This window comes from Streptomyces liliifuscus, from assembly GCF_016598615.1.
Taxonomy (GTDB): Bacteria; Actinomycetota; Actinomycetes; order Streptomycetales; family Streptomycetaceae; genus Streptomyces; species Streptomyces liliifuscus.
This window is the reverse complement of record NZ_CP066831.1, coordinates 2,621,893-2,638,047: the sequence shown is the minus strand read 5'-3', so window position 1 is coordinate 2,638,047 and position 16,155 is coordinate 2,621,893. Positions and strand designations below refer to the sequence as shown.

Sequence of the window (16,155 nt, the reverse complement as noted above, 5' to 3'; positions counted from 1 at the left end):
GGGCTCAGAGGCCGTGGCCGAGGTCGGTGGCCAGGCGCTCGACCAGGTCGTACGCCGCGTCCGGGATCACGGTCCCGGGCGGGAAGACGGCCGCCGCGCCCATCTCCAGGAGCGTGGGCACGTCCTGCGGCGGAATCACCCCGCCGACCACGATCATGATGTCCTCGCGCCCCTCCTCCGCGAGCTGCTCCCGCAACGCCGGTACGAGGGTCAGGTGCCCGGCGGCCAGCGAGGACACCCCGACGATGTGCACGTCCGCCTCGACGGCCTGGCGCGCCACCTCGCCCGGTGTCTGGAACAGCGGGCCGACGTCGACGTCGAAGCCGAGGTCGGCGAAGGCGGTCGCGATCACCTTCTGGCCGCGGTCGTGGCCGTCCTGGCCCATCTTGGCGACCAGGATGCGCGGGCGGCGCCCCTCGGCCTCCTCGAAGGACTCCACCAGCGTGCGCGTGCGCTCGACGGACGGGGACGCGCCGGCTTCGTTGCGGTACACACCGGAGATCGTACGGATCTGGCTCGCGTGCCGCCCGTACACCTTCTCCAGGGCGTCGGAGATCTCCCCGACGGTGGCCTTGGCGCGGGCCGCGTTCACTGCGAGCTCCAGCAGGTTGCCCTCACCGCCCGCCGCCCGGGTCAGGGCCTCCAGCGAGTCCTGGCAGGCCCGCTCGTCGCGCTCCGCGCGCAGCCGCCGCAGCTTCTCGATCTGCTGGGTGCGTACCGAGGAGTTGTCGACCTTGAGGACGTCGATCTCCTCGTCGGTCTCCACGCGGTACTTGTTCACGCCGACGACCGGCTGGCGGCCGGAGTCGATGCGGGCCTGGGTACGGGCCGCTGCCTCCTCGATGCGCAGCTTGGGGATGCCCGCGTCGATGGCCTTCGCCATGCCGCCCGCCGCCTCGACCTCCTCGATGTGCTGCCAGGCCCGGCGCGCGAGGTCGTACGTCAGTTTCTCGATGTACGCGCTGCCGCCCCACGGGTCGATCACCCGGGTCGTGCCGGACTCCTGCTGGATCAGCAGCTGGGTGTTGCGGGCGATGCGCGCCGAGAAGTCGGTGGGCAGGGCGAGCGCCTCGTCGAGGGCGTTGGTGTGCAGCGACTGGGTGTGGCCCTGGGTGGCCGCCATCGCCTCCACGCACGTACGCGTCACGTTGTTGAACACGTCCTGCGCGGTCAGCGACCAGCCCGAGGTCTGTGAATGGGTGCGCAGGGAAAGGGACTTGGCGTTCTGCGGGTCGAACTGTTTCACCAGCCTGGCCCAAAGCAGCCGTGCCGCCCGCATCTTGGCGATCTCCATGAAGAAGTTCATGCCGATCGCCCAGAAGAACGAGAGCCGGGGCGCGAACGCGTCGACGTCCAGGCCGGCTTCGCGCCCGGCCCGGATGTACTCCACGCCGTCCGCGAGCGTGTACGCCAGCTCCAGGTCGGCCGTCGCTCCCGCTTCCTGGATGTGATAGCCGGAGATGGAGATGGAGTTGTAGCGCGGCATCCGCTGCGAGGTGAAGGAGAAGATGTCGGAGATGATCCGCATCGACGGCTTCGGCGGATAGATGTAGGTGTTGCGGACCATGAACTCCTTGAGGATGTCGTTCTGGATGGTCCCGGCCAACTTCTCGGGCGGTACGCCCTGTTCCTCCGCGGCGACGATGTAGAGCGCGAGGACGGGCAGCACGGCGCCATTCATCGTCATCGACACGGTCATCTTGTCCAGCGGAATGCCGTCGAACAGCTGCCGCATGTCGTAGATGGAGTCGATGGCGACACCCGCCATGCCGACGTCACCGGTCACCCGCGGGTGGTCGCTGTCGTAACCCCGGTGCGTGGGCAGGTCGAAGGCGACGGACAGGCCCTTCTGACCGGCCGCCAGGTTGCGCCGGTAGAAGGCGTTGGACTCCTCGGCCGTGGAGAAGCCCGCGTACTGGCGGATCGTCCAGGGCTGGTTGACGTACATCGTCGGGTACGGGCCGCGCAGATACGGGGCGATGCCCGGGTACGTACCCAGGAAGTCCAGGCCCTCCAGGTCCTGCCCGGTGTACAGCGGCTTGACCGCGATGCCCTCCGGGGTCTCCCAGAGGAGGTCGTCGCCGCCGGCCGCCTTCTTGACGGCGCCGCGCCACTCGTCGGGGCCGCCGTCCACGGTCGGGACCCCCAGCTCGATCCCGGAGAAGTCGGGGATCCGCCCTGTCGGTTCCATCAGGACACTCCCATGCGGTCGAGGGTGGCGGAGAGCACGGCTACGGCGTCACAGCCCGCGAAGACGTAGGCGTCCACACCGGGGTACTGCCCGGGACGCCCGGCGAGGAACACCTGCGTGGCGCCCGCCGACCTGAGGGACGCGGTGACCTCGGCGGCCTGCTCCTCGTACAGCGCGTCACTGGAGCACAGACAGGCCTCGGTGGCCCCGCTGTCCTCGAACGCGCCTTCCGTGACGGGTTCGATGCCGCCCGCCTGGAACAGGTTGGAGGCGAAGGTGAGGCGGGCGGTGTGGGCGGCGGCCGGGCCGAGGGCGGCCAGGAAGATCCGCGGTCGGGTGCCGGTCGCCGCCAGGTGGGCGTCGGAGCGGGCACGCAGGTTCTCGAACGCCTCGTCGCGGCGCACACGCGGGAGGCCGCCGGACGGCGGCTCGGGCGCTGGCTCGCGTGCCACCACCCGCTCGGCGAGGTGCGGGAACTCGCTGACCCCGGTGACGGGTTCACGCCGCTTGGCCAGCTTCGCGCTGCGGGCCGCCCAGGTGGCGGCCAGCTCCTCGCCGACGAGACCCGACCGCAGGGCGGCCGCCTGGCCACCCGCCCGCTCGATGGACTGGAAGAACTCCCAGCCCGCGTGGGCGAGTTCGTCGGTGAGGCGCTCCACGTACCAGGAGCCGCCCGCCGGGTCGATCACCCGGGACAGATGCGACTCCTCGACCAGGATCGTCGAGGTGTTGCGGGCGATCCGGCGCGCGAACGCGTCCGGCAGACCGAGGGCGTGGTCGAAGGGCAGCACGGTGACGGACTCGGCGCCGCCGACCCCGGCCGCGAGCGTCGCGACCGTCGCCCGCAGCATGTTCACCCACGGATCCCGGCGGCTCATCATCACCGGCGAGGTCACCGCGTGCTGCACCTGCCCGCCCGGCACCCCGCAGACCTCGGCGACCCGAGCCCAGAGCCTGCGCGCCGCACGCAACTTGGCGATGGTGAGGAACTGGTCGGCGGTGGCCGCGTACCGGAACTCCAGCTGCGCAGAAGCCTGTTCGACGCTCAGCCCCGCACCGGTCAGCTCCCGCAGATAGGCGACACCGGTCGCCAGCGAGCAGCCCAGCTCCTGCGCGGCGGACCCGCCGGCCTCGTGGTACGGCAACGCGTCGACCGTCAGCGCCCGCAGCCCCGGGTACTCCTCGGCGCACAGCCGCGCGAGAGCGGCGACGGGTGCGAAGTCGAACCCGTCGTCCCCCGTACGGGCCTCATGGCCCAGGGGATCGGCGCCGAGGTTGCCACGGGCGGCGTCGCGCGTGACGCCCCGCTCCTCGTACAGCCGCAGCAACTCCCGTGCGACGGGCTCCACTTCACGCCCCGCTTCCAGGACGACCGGTGCCAGATCGAGGTAGACGCCGTCGAGAACGCTGCCGAGCGACGACACGGGGAAGCCGCCCGCGCCGACGGCCAGCCACAGCGAGGCGACCCCGTTCTCCAGGTCGGCGAGGACCGCGCCGTTGTCGGCGGCCGTGTGCCGCTGGCGTACGTCCCAGCCGCCGAGGGTGTTGCCCTCGGCACGGCCACCTCTTATGAAGGGGGCGAAACCGGGCAGGCCGGGATCCGGCGCGGAGTCGTGAGCGCTGTAGAGGGGCCGGGCGCGCAGCCCGTCCTCGAGCGTGGTGGACAGGGCGTCCTCAGCTGCGTCGTCCGAGACTTCCTTGCCCGACTTGCGCAGTACGCCCGCCACGAGGCGTTGCCACTGCTCATGGGTCGCGTCAGGGAACTCGGCGGCCAGCGAGAGCCCGTCGTCAGGCAGGACCGTCATGCTCGGATGCTAGGTCAGATCAACAGGTGAGCAGCAGAGGGACCCGCTGTGACCTTGACCTCCCAGTGGTTCCCTTGATCCGTGGGCCGGGTTCGTACTACGGGCCGCGGCGTCGACGAAGACGGCGTGGTCAGGCCGCACGCGGGGCGTCGATGCCGATGCCACCTTCGGCGTGGTCGTCGCCGACGGTGGCATCGGCGCGTATACCCGGCCTCGCGAACAATCAGAGGGAAGGTCGTTTTGGTGTTCCGTCTGTGGCCGGTGGGGTCGGCGGCGTGGTTTTCGTGGGTGCGGACGGCTTCGGCACGGGCGGTGACGAGTCCCGCAGGCCGCCGAGCGCCAGGATCGTCATCATCGCCGCGGCCCCCGCCGCCACGGCGAAACCGCCGTGCGCGCCGCCCGTGTCCACCACCCGCCCGGCGACCGCCGCGGCCCCCGCCGATCCTGCCGCGCTCGCGGAGTTTCCCCAGGTGAAGGCCTGGGTGAGGACGGCGCGTGGGACCGCCGAGTCCGTCAGGACGGAGGTGAGGATCAGCAGGACCGGCACGGCGAGTCCGGTCAGGGCGAGGGTGGCACCGATCGCGAGGGGCGCGTCGAGGAAGGTCAGCGGGAGGCTCGCGAGGGTGAGGCAGGCGGCGGCCGCCGCCTGGCGGCGCCGGGGTGAGCCGCCGTGAAACCATGCTCCGTAGGCCCAACCCCCCACCAGGTTGGTGCAGTTGGCGGCGAAGTAGAGCAGCGCCGCCGCGTCCGGCGTGCCGCGTCCGACGGCGTACGCGGCGACGGACACCTGCATCGCGCCGAAGAACACCCCGAGTGCGAGACCGAGCGCGACCTGCCGCAGGAACGTGGAGCGGAGCAGGGCGCGTCCGGCGTGCCGGCGTTCGGCGCGGCCGGTGAGGGGCGGCATGGTGCGGCGCTGGGCGGCTAGGGCGAGCCCGCCGCCCACGACGAGTGCGGCGGCGAGCAGCACCCCGGCGCCCGGGCGGCCCGCCGCACCGAGGACGCTCACCAGAGCCGGGCCGGCCAGGTAGGACACGCCGTTGGCGAGGGCCTCCAGGGCGAAGGCGGTGGGCAGCGCGGCAGCTCGTTCGCCGGACAGCAGGGCGGACCAGCGTGCGGCGGACAGGGCACTGAGCTGGGGCAGCGTCGCCCCGACGAGCACTCCGGCGACGAGGTCCGCGGCGGCGCCGGTGAGCAGCAGCGCCACGGCCCCGGCATGCGCGGCCAGCGCGCAGGGAAGCACCCGCGCCTGCCCGAACCGGTCTGTGAGGCGCCCGAGCTGGGGCCCGGCGACGGCGTCCGCGACAGCGAACCCGCCGGTGACGAGACCCGCGGCGGCATACGACCCGGTGCGAGCGTGCACCAGCCAGACGATGCCGATCCCCGTCATGGCGATGCCCAGACGCCCGACAGCGGCCGGAAGGAAGAAGGCCGCGGCACCCGAAGTGCGCAGCAGAGTGCGGTAGTTCGCCGTAGCCGAAGGCACGACGCATCCCTTTCGCCGCCCGGCGGGACGCGCCACACGGGGTCGTCGGCGTCCGGATTGCCGACCCGTGGCTGCGCCTGAAGCCGTCCAGTGGTGGCGTGGAGAGGGGACGCGCACCCCACGCCGACTACGTCACCGGGCAGATGTCATGCGGTAGTTGATGACCTCCCCGAGCGTAGAGGAACGGCACGCGGAAGCGAACAGGCGAGCGGCCGTCGCCGAACCTCGCGCCGTCAGAGCCAGTCCCGTCGCTTGAAGATGAAGTACAGGCTCACGCACACCACGCCCATCAGGCCGATCGCGAAGGGGTATCCGAAGGTCCAGCCCAGTTCCGGCATGTCGTCGAAGTTCATGCCGTAGATCGTCCCGACCAGCGTGGGGGCGAAGAGGATGGCGGCCCAGGAGGAGATCTTCTTGATCTCCTCGTTCTGTTCGAAGCCCGCCTCGGCCAGGGCTCGCATCTCCGCGTTCTGCTGCTGGGTGACCAGGGTCGCGTTCACCGTGAGGATGTCCGTGAGGGCCTGGCGGAAGCCGTCCACGCGTTCGCTGGTGTGGGTGACGTGGTCGGCGACGTCGCGGAGGTAGCGCTGGAGCTCCTCGTCGGTGCCGTACTTGGCGAAGCCGGCCATCAGGCCGTGCAGCATGCCGACCAGGGGGCGGGTGGCGCGCTGGAACTCGACCATCTCGCGGGACAGTTCGTAGATACGGCGGGACACCCAGGGGTCGCCGCCGAAGACCTCGGTCTCGATCTCGTCGATGTCGTTCTGGACACCGGCGACGACCGGGGCGTAACCGTCCACGACGGCGTCCAGGATCGCGTACAGGACCGCCTCGGGGCCCAGTTTCAGCAGCTCCGGCGTCTCCTCCATGCGGCGGCGCACGGCCGAGAGATCGGGGGCCGCGCCGTGCCGGACCGTGATCAGGAAGTCGGGGCCGATGAAGACGTGCAGCTCGCCGAAGTCGACCTCCTCCGACGCGTCGAGATACCGGGCGGCCCGCAGCACGACGAAGAGCGTCTCGCCGTAGCGCTCCAGCTTCGGCCGTTGATGGGCCTCCATCGCGTCCTCGACCGCGAGCGGGTGCAGATCGAACTCGGCCGCCAGGGAAAGGATCTCCTCTTCCGTCGGACGGGCCAGACCGATCCACGCCATGCCGTCCGGCTGCTCGCGCAGCTCCCGGAACGTGTCCGCGAGGGTGGCGGGGTTCGCGACACGCGTCCCGTCGCGGTAGAGCGCTGCCTGTACGACGCTGCCGACCTCCGCGGGAACCGGCTCGGCCGGGGCCGGACGAGGCGCCGGGGGATCCGCCGGGGGTGGCGTCGTCTCGGGCACGGCGCGCCGCCACACCGGCTTCCGGCCGCCCCCCGAAGGCGGCACGGGGCGGCGGGCCCGGCGGTCTGACATCGCGGCAGCCTCCCTGTTGATGTGTCGCGTGTGCCGAGCATGTCGAACGAGTCGAACATCTCGAACGTGCGTCTAGGCGATCACCGAGCAGGATATACGGGTCAAATGGCGTGAGCGGGCGCGCGGGGTAGGGGATCGACAAGGGTTGCGGACAGAACTTGTCCGCAAGTCCCGCTAACGTGCGGAGCATGACGAAGACGACCTCGACCGCCCCCGTGCTGAGCGTCCGTGAGCTGAACCGCGCGACCCTCGACCGGCAGCTGCTCCTGCGCCGGGCCACCCTGTCCGCGACGGACGCCGTCGAACACCTCGTCGGTCTCCAGGCGCAGAACGTGAAGCCCCCGTACTACGCCCTCGCCGCCCGCCTGGAGGGATTCGAGCCCGAGGAACTCTCCGCCGCCATGGAGTCGCGCGAGGTCGTACGCATCGTGACCATGCGCTCCACCATCCACACCCACACCGCCGACGACTGCCTCACCCTGCGGCCGCTCGTGCAGGCCGCACGCGAGCGGGAGCTGTACGGCTTCCGCCACGGGCTCGCCGGTGTGGACCTCGACCGGCTCACCGCGATCAGCCGGGAACTCGTCGAGGCCGAGCCGCGCACTCTGAAGCAGCTGCGCGAGGCACTGCTCGTCGAATGGCCGGACGCCGACCCACTGGCCCTCGCCATCGCGGCCCGCTGCCGGCTGCCCCTCGTCCAGGTCACCCCGCGCGGCCTGTGGGGCCGCAGCGGACAGGTCGCGCTCACCACCGCCGAGCACTGGCTCGGCCGGCCCGCGGAGCCCGCGCCCGCCCCCGACGCCACCGTCCTGCGCTATCTCGCCGCCTTCGGTCCCGCCTCCGTCAAGGACATGCAGACCTGGGCCGGTCTGACCCGGCTGCGCGAGGTCTTCGAACGGCTGCGGCCGCAACTGGTCACCTTCCGCGACGAGCACGGTGTCGAGCTCTTCGACCTGCCGGACGCGCCCCGCCCGGACGAGGACACACCGGCCCCGCCGCGGCTGCTCCCCGAGTTCGACAATCTGCTCCTCTCGCACGCCGACCGCTCCCGGGTGGTGTCCGCCGACTACAAGGGCCGCTCCTGGCAGGGCAACCAGGCCTTCTGCACGCTTCTCGTCGACGGGTTCCTGGAGGGCGTGTGGCGGCTGGAGGAGTCCCCCGACGAGGCCGTGATCACCATCGAGCCCTTCGGCACGCTCACCAGGAGGCAGCGGGACGAAGTGGTCGAGGAGGCGACGCGGATGCTGTCGGTGCTGAGCACGGCGTCCTCGTACGACATCCGGTTCGGGACCGTCGTACGGGGCTGACCGCGGAACCGGACCGGACCGGTACGGAGACGGGACCGGCCGGGATGAGACCGGTGTGAGGGAGGGGGCCCGGCCGGTCCGGGTGGGAGCGGTCGGTGGTCAGTCCGCGCGGCCCGTCGTCGCGACCGTCACCCCGAGGCCGACCATCGTGAGGCCGCCCGCGCCGCCGATCATCGACAGCCGGCGGTCCGAGCGGGCGAACCAGTTGCGGGCCTGGGCCGCGGTCAGACCCCACAAGGTGTCCGTGACCAGGCCGATGGTTATCGGGATCAGGCCCAACAGCAGCATCTGCAGGGGTACTTGACCGGCCGAGTGGTCGACGAACTGGGGGAGCACCGCCGCGAAGAAGACGATGCCCTTCGGGTTGGTGACGCCGACGAGTACGCCGTCCAGGACCGTCCGCAGATCGCCGCGGGCGGGCGCGTCGGCCCGCTCCGCGATGTCCGACGCGCGCATCTCCTTGCGGTGCCGGAACGCCTGGACACCGAGGAAGATCAGATAGGCGGCCCCCGCCAGCTTCACCGCCAGGTAGACGGTGACCGACCGCTCCACTATCGAGCCGACGCCCACGGCGACCGCCACGACCAGCAGATACGAACCGAAGACGTTCCCCAGCGCCGTCGCCACCGCCGTGCGCCGGCCATGGGCGAGAGCCCTGCCGATCACGAACAGCACGCTAGGCCCCGGGATCATGACCACCAGCAGCGACATCGCCGCGAAGGCCAGGAACCGATCCGTCGACACCATGCCCGTCCCCTCTCACCCGACACCCATCACCCGCACCGGAATCCATTGAAACAGGCGCCACCGACAACGCACCCGGTCCGGTCCGGGTGCGAACGCACCCCGCAACGGTCCGGGCACATGGAAAGGGGGCGCTGCGGGCCGCTCGTGGAGGCCCGCAACGCCCCCTGGCTCAACCTGAGTCGTACTCAGGAAGTCATCGGGACGGCACTACGTGGGTGCTAGGAGTTGACCTGTGTCGTCACCAGGCTGGAGAAGGTGGTCAGGCGGGTGTAGACGCCGGGGTACTCGGCGTCCGCGCAGCCGTAGCCCCACGAGGTGATGCCGGCGAGCTTGCCGCCGATGATCAGCGGGCCGCCGCTGTCGCCCTGGCAGGTGTCCACGCCGCCCGAGGTGTAGCCGGCGCAGACCATGTCGGAGGAGATGTAGGACGAGCCGTACGCCGAGGAGCAGGTGGCGTTCGAGACGGTCGGGACCGTGGCGGTGCGCAGCTGGTTGGAGGACGAGCCGCCCGAGCTGGTGGTGCCCCAGCCGAGGATGCGGGCGGTGGTGCCGGCCGCGTACACGCTGGTCTCGGAGGAGGAGACGTAGCTGATGGGCGTGTACGGCATGGAGGTCGACAGGGTCAGGACGGCGACGTCGTCACCCTGCTCGGCGTCCACGTAGCTCGGGTGGATCCATATCTTGCTGACCCGGCTGACCGTACCGTTGGTGCCGTTGCGGTAGGTGCGGCCGCCGACGACTCTGACGCTGCTCGTGGTCTCGCCGACCATGCAGTGGGCGGCGGTGACGACCTTGGTCGCCGACACCAGGGTGCCGCCGCAGAACTGGCTCTGCGAGGAGTCGGTGATCTGCATGACGTACGGGTACGCGGCCGCCGTGGTGGTCGAACCGCCGACGATGGGCTGGGGAGCGGCGCTCGCTGTGGTCGCGCCGAGCAGACAGGTCGTCGCGGCGGCGGCGACCGCCGCGGTGACGGCGGCGGCCTTCTTGGCAAGGGTGAGCCCGAACATGGTTCTCCTCAGGAGTGCCGGTGGGGGGTGCACTGTGGGGGTGGAGCGACAGCCTGCGGGGCGGGTCCCACGCTAGAAGCGGACCTGCTCTCTCCCCAATGAGGGAACTCCCTGCGGGAGTTGACGAGGGAAAACCCTCGGTCACGCCCCGTCCAGCCCCTCCGGGCCGGGGATCGGAAGCGCTGCTGCCCTTGCGGGCCGCGGGTCGGAGGCGCTGCTGCCTCTGCGGGCCGTGGGCCGGAGGCGCTGCTGCGCCTGCGGGCGGTGGGCCGGAAGCGCTCCTGCCCCTCCGGGCCGCGGGTCGGAGGCGATTGGCGAGGTGCGGAACGCCGACGAGGCGCAACGCATAGCGCCCGCGCTTCTGCCGCCCGCGCGCCTGCGGCTCGGCGCCCGCGCCTGCTGCCCGCGCGCCCCTGCCCGGCTCAAGCCGCCACCCTCACCCCCGCGGCTGACGGCCCGCCCAACCCCCGCACAGGACCAGCGAGTTCACTCCCCCCGCCGCTGCCCCGCAGCCAACCGGACGATGTCGACTCGTGAGCGGATGCCCAACTTCCGGTACACCCGCGTGAGCGTCGCCTCGACCGTCTTCACGCTGATGAACAGGCGCGCGGCGATCTCGCGATTCGTGGCGCCCTCCAGGACGAGCCCCGCGACCTGTCGTTCCGTGGAGGCCAGTCGGTCGAGGTGCGGCAGGAGGGACTCGGGGGCCATCGTGGAGGGGGCGGTGGGAGCGGTCGCGGAGGCCGTCGCGGAGGCTGCCTCCAACTGCCGTAGCCACGGCACCGCCTTGCAGCGTCGGAACAGGCGTGCCGCCTCGTCGTAGGAGCCGCGTCCCGACTGCTCCGCCCGCAGCCGGGCCAGTGCGAGGGCGGCCCGGGCCTCCTCCAGTCCGTAGCCGAGCTGCGCCAGTCGGTCCTGTGCCGAGGTCAACTGCTGGGCGGCCGCCTCGTACTGACCGGCCGCCGCCTTCACCAGGGCCTCTGCGCGGTCCAGTACGGCGAGGACGCTCGCCCGCCGGAGCCGTACCGCGTGTTCGCGTGTGGCGGTGATGACGTCCTGCGCCTCCGCCGGTTCGCCGACCAGGACGAGCGCCTCGGCGAGGTCGCCGTGCCAGCGGCCCCGCGCGGGGTCGAAGATGCCGAGCCCCTGCTCCAACTCCCGTGCCCTGCGCAGCGATTGCACCGTCCCGGCGGCGTCACCGGCCACGAGCTGCGCGTGCCCGAGCGCGCCCAGCGCGCGTGAGAGGTAGATCAGGTCGCCGTCGTCCTCGGCGCGGCGCACCGCGTCGCCCGCCAGCACGAGCGCCCGGTGCACGTCCCCGCCCGCCGCCTCGGCGAGCGAGGTGAACATGTTGCCCGCGGCCTCGCCGATGCCGGTGTCCCGGGCGAGCCGCAGGCTCTCGTGGGCGAGGTCCAGGGCGCGGGCGCAGTGCCCGGAGCGCAGCTCGGTCTCGGCGAGCCCGCGCAGGAAGTGCACCTCGCTCTCGACCATGCCGCGCCGCCGCACCTCGCCTAGGAGCCGGGTGATCGTCGTACGGGCGTCGGTGAGCTGGTCGCTCATGATCTGCCAGCGGAACCGGGTGGCGCCCGCCCCGTTGTGGTCGCAGGCCACCCGCAGGTCCTGCGGTTCCGCGAGGGCCTTCTCAAGGGTCTCAGGGGCCGCCGGGTGACCCATCAGGGTCTCCATCTGGGCCTGGAAGGACAGGGCCATCAGCTCGGTGCTGCGGTCGCCGGCGGTGGCGGCGAGCCGGGCGGCATGCGCGGCCTCCTCGCGGCCCCTGGCCATCTCGCCCTCCACGAGCAGCGCCCGCCAGGCCAGTTGGTAGCGGACCAGGGCGAGCAGCCGTGGGTCCTCGCCCGCGTCTGCGAGGGCCTGCGGGAACACGGCCTCGACGTCGGCCATCGCCTGCCCGGCCGAGTCGATCACCACCATCCAGGCCCGTACCCGGACCGCCGGGTCGGTCGCCCGGTCCAGGACGTCCCGGGCCACCTCGCGGGCGAGGTCGATCTCGCCCGAGGTCAGCGCGTCCTCGGCGGACCTCAACCGCCGTTCGTCGGCGCCGGGCAGGCCGTCCGGCGGGGTGTGCCGGGCGGCGAGCAGCCCGAGCTGCGCCGCGACCGAGGGCGCGCCACGGTCCCTGGCGAGGGCGGCCGCCTCGGAGAGCCGCGCGGCGACCTGCTCGTCGGTGCCGGTGGTGGCCAGCGCGAGATGGCGGGCCCGCTCGATCGGGTCGGAGGCCACTGTGGACAGCGCGGCGTGGGCGGCCCGCCGCTCCTGGGGCGTCGCCTGTGCGTACAGCGCGGCCGAGACGAGCGGGTGCGCGAAACGGACCGCGCCCTCCTGCCCGTCCGGGCCCTGGCCGTCGGGACCCTGGGCCGCCACCAGGCCGAGCGAGGCGGCGAGCGCGATCTCCGCCTCCGCGTTCGTACGGCCCGCGGAGCCCAGCAGCGTCTGCGTGGGACGGGCTCCCGCGCTCGCGACCAGCAGTGTCTGCCGGGCCTCGGTGGACAGCAGTTCCAGGCGGCTGAGGACGAGGGCACGCAGTGAGGTCGGCACGGGCAGCGGCTCGCCGGGGCGGGGCGGCGTCGGGCTCTCGGCCAGCGCGCGGGCGAGCTCCAGCGCGAACAACGGGTTGCCGCCGCTGGTGTGGTGGATGTCCCGCAGCGTCGAGCGGCCCAGACCGGTGTAACCGCGGGCGACCAGCAGCTCGGACACCTGCGGACGGGACAGCGGAGTCAGCCGCAGGGCCAGCGCCTCCGGCGGATACGCGCGTAGATACGGGTCGTGTTCTTGCTCCTTCGGTTCGGTGCCGGTACGCACCGCGCCGAGCATCCGCACCGGCATCCCACCGAGACGGCGGGCCGCGAAACCGAGCAGCTCGGCGCTGGGCGCGTCCAGCCACTGCAGATCGTCGGCGACGAGGAGGACGGGCCCTTTGGCCGCCAGCGCGCGCAGCACCGACAGCACCGCGAGCCGCAGCGCGAGACCGTCCTGGTGCAGGGACGATTCGGCACGGCCGGTGAGAGCCGCTTCGAGCGCGGCCTGCTGCGGGGCCGGCAGCGCGTCCGCGACCTCGTCGGCGACCAGGCCGAGCAGATCGACCAGGGCGAGGAACGGGAGATGGGATTCGGACTCGGTCGCGGAACAACGCAACACAGTCCGGGCGGATTCGGCGTATTCCGCAGCCATTGCCCGCAGGACGGTCGACTTTCCTATTCCGGGCGGACCGTGCAAGAGAAGGCTGCCCCCTCGGGAGAGCTGCTCACGGGCTCGTCTGAGCACCTCGTCCCGCCCGACGACCTGCTCGGAACGGGGTCTGACAGGCTCCTCGAAATCCCGTCGCACGCGCACCGCTCCCCTCATGTCGTGTTCGGCTCAATATTAAGCAAAGAGCCGTTGAATTTCGGAGGGTTGCGCCGTGAGGGAAATAACAGAGATCCGGTATACGTGATTTCAGCGTGCCCGCGCATGTATAGAGCGCGGAGCGAGGTACGGACCTTCAGAGCCGTGGTCCGGGCGGGATATGGACCTTCGGGCCGGCCGTCGAGGGCGGATCTCAGGGCAGCAGCCCCGCCCGCCGCGCCGCCACCACCGCCTCCAGCCGCGTGTGCGCGCCCAGTTTGCGCATCGCCGAGCGCAGATAGGCCTTCACCGTCTCCGGACGCAGCCCGAGCCGGCCCCCGGCGGCCGCGTTGGTCGTACCGACCGACACACAGGCAAGAACGTCCAGCTCACGCGGGGTGAGCCGAACCCGCCGGGCCGCCGGCACCGGGCCGGGCGAGGCCGCCAGCGTGGCGCAGACCGCCAGGAGCTCCGCCCGCAGGGCAGGGTCCACTACGCGCGGGGCCAGCGCGCGAAGCGCCCCGTGCGCCTCCCGGACCCGCTCCCACGCCGCGCCCTCGGTGACGTCCGGCCTCACCTCCGGTTCGCGCGCCGCCGCCAGCAGACCCTGCGCCTCGTCCCGTACGACCAGGGACTGCTCCACGTCCCGCGCCGCCTCCACGGCCGCGGTCAGCGTCCGGTCGCCGAGCGGCTGGGCCGTGCGCAGGGCGCCGTACAGGACACCGCGCACCCGCCGGCGTACGACGACCGGCACCGCGAGGATGGCCCGCAGCCCCTCCGCGGCGACCGCGGCGTCGTACTCGTGGCTGATCTGCCGGGACGACGGGTAGTCCATGACCGCGCACGGCCGGGCGAGGGCGACCGCCTTGCCGCCGAGGCCGTTGCCCGACGACACCGCGAGCGCGCTGAGCGCCGCCGTCGCCGTACCGTTGAGCTCGCTGATCCGCACCTGATGGCGGCCCGGCTCGACCAGACCGCCGAACGCCACGGGCAGCCCCGTCGTCCGCCGCAGCCGCATCAGCGCGCCGCGCAGCTCCACCGCTTCGGTCGCGCCAGTTGCCACGTGCTCGTCCCTTCACCACAGCGCACCCCCCCGTTCGGGGGTAGTGAGACCCGCATCACGGATTACACGATGTGAGTGAGCCGCCCGGCAATGGTCCGGGTCCGAGGAGGACAGATGACTACGCCGCCGACGACGCCGACGGAGAGCTTCCGCAGCGCGCGGGACTTCCTGCTGGCGCACCGGGAGGACTACGCCACGGCCTACGAGGGTTTCGTCTGGCCCCGCCCCGAGCACTTCAACTGGGCCCTCGACTGGTTCGACCCCATCGCCCACGGCAACGCCAGGACAGCGCTGCACATCGTCGAGGAGGACGGCCGCGAGACCAAGCTGTCCTTCGGTGAGCTGTCCGTACGCTCGGACGAGGTCGCGGGATGGCTGCGCGAGCTCGGCGTACGTGCCGGGGACCGCATCCTCGTCATGCTCGGCAACCAGGCCGAGCTGTGGGTGACGGCGCTCGCCGCGATGAAACTGCGCGCCGTGGTCATCCCGGCCACCCCGCTGCTCGGCCCCGCCGACCTGCGCGACCGCGTCGAACGGGGCCGGGTCCGGCACGTCGTCGTGCGCGCCGAGGACACCGGCAAGTTCGACGAGGTGCCCGGCGACTACACACGCGTCGTGGTCGGCGGCGAACACCCGGGCTGGCAGTCGTACGAGGACGTGTACGACCGCGAGTCCGGCCTCTTCCTGCCCGACGGACCGACCCGGGCCGACGACCCGCTGATGCTCTACTTCACCTCGGGCACCACCGCCCGCCCCAAGCTCGTCGAGCACACCCACACGTCGTACCCGATCGGCCACCTGGCGACCATGTACTGGATCGGCCTCAAGCCCGGTGACGTGCACCTGAACATCTCCTCACCCGGCTGGGCCAAGCACGCCTGGTCGAACCTCTTCGCGCCCTGGAACGCCGAGGCGACCGTCTTCCTCCACAACTACACGCGCTTCGACGCGGTCCGCCTGATGGCCGAGATGGACCGCGCGGGCGTCACCACGTTCTGCGCCCCGCCCACCGTCTGGCGCATGCTCATCCAGGCCGACCTGACCCAGCTGCGTACGCCCCCGCGCGAGGCCGTCGCCGCGGGTGAGCCGCTGAATCCCGAGGTCATCGAACAGGTGCGGCGCGCCTGGGGCGTCACGATCCGCGACGGCTTCGGGCAGACCGAGACGGCCGTGCAGGTGTCCAACAGCCCCGGTCAGTCGCTGAAGACGGGCTCCATGGGGCGGCCGAGCCCTGGTTTCAAGGTCGAACTGCTCGACCCGGTCACGGGCGCGCCCGGTGCCACGGAGGGTGAGATCGCGCTCGACCTGTCCACACGGCCGGTGGGCCTGATGACCGGCTACCACGGCGACCCCGACCGTACGGCCGAGGCGATGGCGGACGGCTACTACCGCACCGGCGACATCGGTTCGCGCGACGCCGACGGCTACATCACGTACGTGGGCCGCAGCGACGACGTGTTCAAGGCCAGCGACTACAAGATCAGCCCCTTCGAGCTGGAGAGCGCGCTCCTGGAGCACGAGGCCGTCGCCGAGGCGGCCGTCGTGCCCGCCCCGGACGAACTGCGGCTCGCGGTCCCGAAGGCGTACGTCGTGCTGGCGGAGGGCTGGGAGCCGGGGCCCGACACCGCGAAGGTCCTCTTCGAGCACTCGCGTACCGCTCTCGCCCCGTACAAGCGCATCCGTCGCCTGGAGTTCGGCGACCTGCCCAAGACGGTGTCCGGCAAGATCCGCCGGATCGAGCTGCGCGAGGCGACGGCGGCGGGGTCGGACGCCGAGTACCGCGAGGAGGACTTCCGGTGAG

At 72.0% G+C, this 16,155-nt stretch carries 10 protein-coding genes; 2 read left to right on the top strand and 8 right to left on the bottom strand.

What is annotated here, in order from left to right; translation table 11 throughout:
* Positions 1-4: 4 nt before the first annotated feature.
* From scpA to JEQ17_RS11180, 4 genes are all read right to left on the bottom strand, one after another.
* The gene (gene scpA / locus JEQ17_RS11195; RefSeq protein ID WP_200395104.1) at positions 5-2,191 is read right to left on the bottom strand and encodes a methylmalonyl-CoA mutase; all 2,187 of its coding nucleotides are present in this window, start codon (positions 2,189-2,191) and stop codon (positions 5-7) included.
* Positions 2,191-3,996: a methylmalonyl-CoA mutase subunit beta gene (locus tag JEQ17_RS11190; RefSeq protein ID WP_200395103.1), complete on the bottom strand. Its 1,806-nt coding sequence runs from the start codon at positions 3,994-3,996 to the stop codon at positions 2,191-2,193. Before JEQ17_RS11190 ends, scpA begins: the two co-directional genes overlap by 1 nt.
* 223 nt (positions 3,997-4,219) lie before the next feature.
* A complete protein-coding gene (locus JEQ17_RS11185; protein ID WP_234048156.1) occupies positions 4,220-5,482 on the bottom strand; it encodes an MFS transporter in 1,263 nt (420 codons plus the stop codon).
* Positions 5,483-5,715: 233 nt separating this feature from the next.
* Positions 5,716-6,885: a magnesium and cobalt transport protein CorA gene (locus tag JEQ17_RS11180; protein ID WP_200395102.1), complete on the bottom strand. Its 1,170-nt coding sequence runs from the start codon at positions 6,883-6,885 to the stop codon at positions 5,716-5,718.
* Positions 6,886-7,073: 188 nt separating this feature from the next.
* On the opposite strand from JEQ17_RS11180, the gene JEQ17_RS11175 reads away from it, so the two are divergent.
* Positions 7,074-8,192 carry a winged helix DNA-binding domain-containing protein gene (locus tag JEQ17_RS11175; RefSeq protein ID WP_200395101.1) on the top strand — a complete coding sequence of 373 codons (1,119 nt, stop codon included), beginning with the start codon at positions 7,074-7,076 and terminating at the stop codon, positions 8,190-8,192.
* Positions 8,193-8,291: 99 nt separating this feature from the next.
* Here the strand turns inward: JEQ17_RS11175 and JEQ17_RS11170 are convergent, their stop codons facing one another.
* The 4 genes from JEQ17_RS11170 to JEQ17_RS11155 form a co-directional block, all read right to left on the bottom strand.
* Positions 8,292-8,939: a LysE family translocator gene (locus JEQ17_RS11170; RefSeq protein WP_200395100.1), complete on the bottom strand. Its 648-nt coding sequence runs from the start codon at positions 8,937-8,939 to the stop codon at positions 8,292-8,294.
* 218 nt (positions 8,940-9,157) lie between these two features.
* A complete protein-coding gene (locus JEQ17_RS11165; RefSeq protein ID WP_200395099.1) occupies positions 9,158-9,949 on the bottom strand; it encodes a S1 family peptidase in 792 nt (263 codons plus the stop codon).
* Positions 9,950-10,435: 486 nt separating this feature from the next.
* Complete coding sequence (locus JEQ17_RS11160) at positions 10,436-13,312, bottom strand: helix-turn-helix transcriptional regulator (RefSeq protein ID WP_234048155.1); 2,877 nt, start codon at positions 13,310-13,312, stop codon at positions 10,436-10,438.
* A 193-nt stretch (positions 13,313-13,505) separates the two neighbouring features.
* Positions 13,506-14,309 (bottom strand): helix-turn-helix transcriptional regulator, encoded by an 804-nt coding sequence (locus JEQ17_RS11155; RefSeq protein ID WP_407700147.1) that lies wholly within the window; start codon positions 14,307-14,309, stop codon positions 13,506-13,508.
* Positions 14,310-14,468: 159 nt separating this feature from the next.
* Between JEQ17_RS11155 and JEQ17_RS11150 the strand changes: the two genes are divergently transcribed.
* Entirely contained in the window at positions 14,469-16,154 is a 1,686-nt protein-coding gene (locus JEQ17_RS11150; RefSeq protein WP_200395096.1) for an AMP-binding protein, read from the top strand.
* The last annotated feature ends 1 nt before the right edge of the window (position 16,155 follow it).

Bases quoted from the DNA above. Each gene is read 5' to 3' on its own strand.
- JEQ17_RS11165 (WP_200395099.1), bottom strand. From the start codon at position 9,949: ATGTTCGGGCTCACCCTTGCCAAGAAGGCCGCCGCCGTCACCGCGGCG.
- scpA (WP_200395104.1), bottom strand. From the start codon at position 2,191: ATGGAACCGACAGGGCGGATCCCCGACTTCTCCGGGATCGAGCTGGGG.
- JEQ17_RS11180 (WP_200395102.1), bottom strand. From the start codon at position 6,885: ATGTCAGACCGCCGGGCCCGCCGCCCCGTGCCGCCTTCGGGGGGCGGC.
- JEQ17_RS11170 (WP_200395100.1), bottom strand. From the start codon at position 8,939: ATGGTGTCGACGGATCGGTTCCTGGCCTTCGCGGCGATGTCGCTGCTG.
- JEQ17_RS11155 (WP_407700147.1), bottom strand. From the start codon at position 14,309: ATGCGGCTGCGGCGGACGACGGGGCTGCCCGTGGCGTTCGGCGGTCTG.
- JEQ17_RS11175 (WP_200395101.1), top strand. From the start codon at position 7,074: ATGACGAAGACGACCTCGACCGCCCCCGTGCTGAGCGTCCGTGAGCTG.
- JEQ17_RS11150 (WP_200395096.1), top strand. From the start codon at position 14,469: ATGACTACGCCGCCGACGACGCCGACGGAGAGCTTCCGCAGCGCGCGG.
- JEQ17_RS11190 (WP_200395103.1), bottom strand. From the start codon at position 3,996: ATGACGGTCCTGCCTGACGACGGGCTCTCGCTGGCCGCCGAGTTCCCT.
- JEQ17_RS11160 (WP_234048155.1), bottom strand. From the start codon at position 13,312: ATGAGGGGAGCGGTGCGCGTGCGACGGGATTTCGAGGAGCCTGTCAGA.